2 protein-coding genes and 2 pseudogenes are annotated in these 3,958 nt (G+C 64.4%); all 4 read left to right on the top strand.

The window, feature by feature from the left end:
• Positions 1 to 571 (top strand): annotated as a pseudogene (locus tag JHD07_RS15145) (NADH-quinone oxidoreductase subunit L); the annotation flags it as partial.
• Positions 572 to 2,080: an NADH-quinone oxidoreductase subunit M gene (locus JHD07_RS15140; protein WP_291623487.1), complete on the top strand. Its 1,509-nt coding sequence runs from the start codon at positions 572 to 574 to the stop codon at positions 2,078 to 2,080. It begins immediately after the preceding pseudogene.
• Positions 2,081 to 2,102: 22 nt separating this feature from the next.
• Positions 2,103 to 3,539: an NADH-quinone oxidoreductase subunit NuoN gene (gene nuoN, locus JHD07_RS15135; protein WP_291623485.1), complete on the top strand. Its 1,437-nt coding sequence runs from the start codon at positions 2,103 to 2,105 to the stop codon at positions 3,537 to 3,539.
• Position 3,540: 1 nt separating this feature from the next.
• Positions 3,541 to 3,958: pseudogene (locus tag JHD07_RS15130) on the top strand (biotin--[acetyl-CoA-carboxylase] ligase); the annotation flags it as partial.

The following is a 3,958-nucleotide window of genomic DNA, read 5'->3' as shown; positions in this document are numbered from 1 at the left end:
TTACGAGGCCGCGCATGAGGCTCCGCTCTGGATCCTGATTCCGATCGGCGTGCTCGCGGTCGGCTCGTTCGTCGCAGGCCTGCCGTTCAAGGAGCTGTTCGCCGGTCATGGCGTGGAGGAGTTCTTCCGCGAGTCCGTGAAGATGAACCCGCACATCATCGAGGAGATGCATCACATTCCTCAGACCATCGCCTTCCTGCCGACGGTCATGATGGTGCTGGGCTTCCTCGTCTCGTACCTGTTCTACATCCGACGGCCCTACCTGCCGGTCGAGCTCGCGAACACGCAGCCGATGCTGTACCAGTTCCTGCTCAACAAATGGTACTTCGACGAGCTCTACGACGTCATCTTCGTCCGTCCGGCGAAGTGGCTCGGCTACCAGCTCTGGAAGAAGGGCGACGGCTTCGTCATCGACGGCTTCGGCCCCGACGGCGTCTCGGCGCGCGTTCTGGACGTCACCCGCAACGTCGTGAAGATCCAGACCGGCTATCTCTATCACTATGCCTTTGCCATGCTGATCGGCGCCGCCGGCCTGATCACCTGGTTCATGTTCGGCTTTGGAGGCCAGTAAATGACGACCTGGCCCATTCTTTCGGTCACGACGTTCCTGCCGCTGGTCGGCGCGCTGATCGTCTATCTGAGCCGTGGCGACGACGAGGCGGCCAAGCGCAATTCGCGCTGGATCGCGCTTTGGACCACGCTGATCACCTTCGCGGTGTCGGTGGTCCTGGTCATGCGCTTCGACCCGTCCAACCCGGACTTCCAGTTCGTCGAGAAGGCGAACTGGCTCGCCACCGGCATCACCTACCACATGGGCGTCGACGGCATCTCGCTGCCGCTGGTGATACTCACCACCGCCGTGATGCCGTTCTGCATCATCGCGAGCTGGAAGTCGGTCACCAACCGCGTCCGCGAATACATGATGGCGTTCCTGATCCTGGAAACGCTGATGATCGGCACCTTCTCGGCGCTCGATCTCGTGCTGTTTTACCTGTTCTTCGAGGGCGGCCTGATCCCGATGTTCCTGATCATCGGCGTCTGGGGCGGTCCGCGCCGGGTCTATGCCTCGTTCAAGTTCTTCCTCTACACGCTGCTCGGCTCAGTCCTGATGCTGCTCGCCATCATGGCGCTGTACTGGAACGGCGGCACCACCGACATCCCGACCCTGATGCACACCGCCGTGCCGCGCAACTTGCAGACCTGGGCGTGGCTCGCCTTCTTCGCCTCTTTCGCGGTGAAGATGCCGATGTGGCCGGTGCACACCTGGCTGCCGGACGCGCACGTGGAAGCGCCGACCGCGGGCTCCGTGGTGCTAGCCGCGATCCTGCTCAAGATGGGCGGCTACGGCTTCCTGCGCTTCTCGCTGCCGATGTTCCCGCTGGCTTCGCACGACTTCGCGCCGCTGGTCTTCACGCTCTCGGCCATCGCCATCATCTACACTTCGCTGGTGGCGCTGATGCAGGAGGACATGAAGAAGCTGATCGCGTACTCGTCGGTGGCCCATATGGGCTTCGTCACCATGGGCATCTTCGCGGGCACCATGCAGGGCGTGGCCGGCGGCGTGTTCCAGATGATCTCGCACGGCATCGTCTCCGGCGCGCTGTTCCTCTGCGTCGGCGTCGTCTACGACCGGCTGCACACTCGCGAGATCGCGGCCTATGGCGGCCTCGTCAACCGGATGCCGCTTTACGCGATGACGTTCATGGTCTTCACCATGGCCAATGTCGGCCTGCCCGGCACCAGCGGCTTCGTCGGCGAGTTCATGACGCTGCTCGGCACCTTCAAGGTCTCGATCCCGACCGCGTTCTTCGCCAGCTTCGGCGTCATCCTGTCGGCGGGCTACGCGCTGTGGCTTTATCGCAAGGTCGTTTTCGGGGCGCTGGTCAAGCCGCAGCTGGCGAGCATGAAGGATCTCACCTTCCGGGAGTGCCTGACGCTGTTCCCGATGATCGCCCTGACGATCCTGTTCGGCGTCTGGCCGAAGCCGGTGCTCGACATGTCGGCCGCTTCGGTGCAGCAACTCGTCAACAACTACAACTCCGCCGTGACGGCCGTGAAGGCCGCCGCACTGCTCCAGTGAGCGGGCAGGTCAGGATATCGCCATGAACTTTGTGATTGCAGGTTATCAACTGGCGCCGGTGCTGCCCGAGCTCGTGCTCGCGGTCGGCGCCATGGCGCTCCTGATGCTGGGCGCCTTTCGCGGGCAGGGCACGACCGGCACCGTCACGTCGCTGGCAGTGGTGCTCCTGATCGTGGTAGGCGTGCTGGTCTACATGCAGCCCGCGGGCAAGCATGTCACCTTTGGCGGCAGCTTCATCGTCGACGACTTCGCCCGCTTCATGAAGATCCTGGCCCTGATCGGCTCGGCGGTGACGCTGGTTCTGTCGACCGAGTTCCTGTCCGATCCCTCGCGCCGCATCTTCGAATACGCCATCCTGGTGCTGCTCTCGACGCTCGGCATGATGGTGCTGATCTCGGCCGGCGACCTCATCTCGCTCTATCTCGGCCTCGAACTGATGTCGCTGGCGCTCTATGTCGTCGCGGCCTCGAACCGCGACAACGCCAAGTCGACCGAAGCCGGCCTGAAGTATTTCGTGCTCGGCGCGTTGTCCTCGGGCATGCTGCTGTACGGGGCGTCGCTGGTCTATGGCTTCACCGGCACGGTGAGCTTCACCGGCATCGCCGCTGTCGCGACGGTCTCGAATGTCGGCCTGGTGTTCGGCCTCGTCTTCCTGCTCGTCGGGCTCTGCTTCAAGGTCTCGGCCGTGCCGTTCCATATGTGGACGCCTGATGTCTACGAGGGCGCGCCGACCCCGGTCACGGCCTTCTTCGCGTCCGCGCCAAAGGTGGCCGCGCTCGCGGTCTTCACTCGCGTGACGCTGACCGCATTCCCCGGCATCGTCTCGCAGTGGCAGCAGATCCTGGTGTTCGTCTCGATCGCCTCGATGGCGCTCGGCTCCTTCGCCGCGATCGGCCAGACCAACATCAAGCGCCTGATGGCCTATTCTTCGATCGGCCACATGGGCTTTGCCCTGGTCGGCCTCGCCTCCGGCACGGTCGAGGGCGCGCAGGGCGTGTTGATGTACATCGTGATCTACGTTGCGATGACGCTCGGTTCGTTCGCGATCATCCTCGCCATGAAGCGCAACGGCCAGGCCGTGGAGCAGATCAGCGACTTCGCCGGCCTGTCGCGGACCAATCCGCTGCTCGCCTTCATGTTCGCGATGCTGCTGTTTTCGCTTGCCGGCATCCCGCCGCTCGCCGGCTTCTTCGCCAAATGGTACGTCTTCGTCGCCGCGATCAAGGCCAATCTGTTCACGCTCGCCGTCGTCGGCGTGCTGACCAGCGTGGTCGGCGCCTACTACTATCTCGCCATCGTCAAGACGATGTATTTCGACGAGCCGGCCGGGAAGGTCGACCCGGTGAGGATCGAGGTGAGGACGGTGCTGGCGGTCGCGGGCCTGTTCAACATCCTCTTCGCGCTGTTCGCGGGTCCCGTGGTGAGCGTCGCCTCCGCCGCGGCAAAGTCGCTGTTCTAGGATGGCTTTCGCACTCGGTCCTCGCGCAATATCAGCGGGCCATAAGCTCGCGGCATTCGAGCGGACCGGCTCGACCAACGCCGAGGCGATCGAGCGCGCCAGGACCGGCGAGCGCGGCCCGATGTGGTTCGTGACTTCAGAGCAGACCGCTGGTCGCGGCCGTCGCCAGCGCGCCTGGATCGCGCCGCGCGGCAATCTCGCCGCCAGCATCCTCGAAGTCATGGACATCGCCCCCGCCGTCGCCGCGACGCTCGGCTTTGCCGCCGGGCTGGCGGAAGAGGCGGCGCTGGAGAAAGTCAGCCTCGAGGCCGCCCTGCGCCTCGGCGAAGGCCGCCCCCGCTACGCCCTGAAATGGCCGAACGACGTGCTTGCCGGCGGCAAGAAGCTGGTCGGCATCGGACTCGAGGCTGACTTTCTCC

Origin of the sequence: Bradyrhizobium sp. (assembly GCF_016462955.1) — a bacterium.
GTDB lineage: Bacteria > Pseudomonadota > Alphaproteobacteria > Rhizobiales > Xanthobacteraceae > Bradyrhizobium.
The sequence above is the reverse complement of the archived record's forward strand: the minus strand, read 5'-3'. Positions and strand labels throughout refer to the sequence as shown.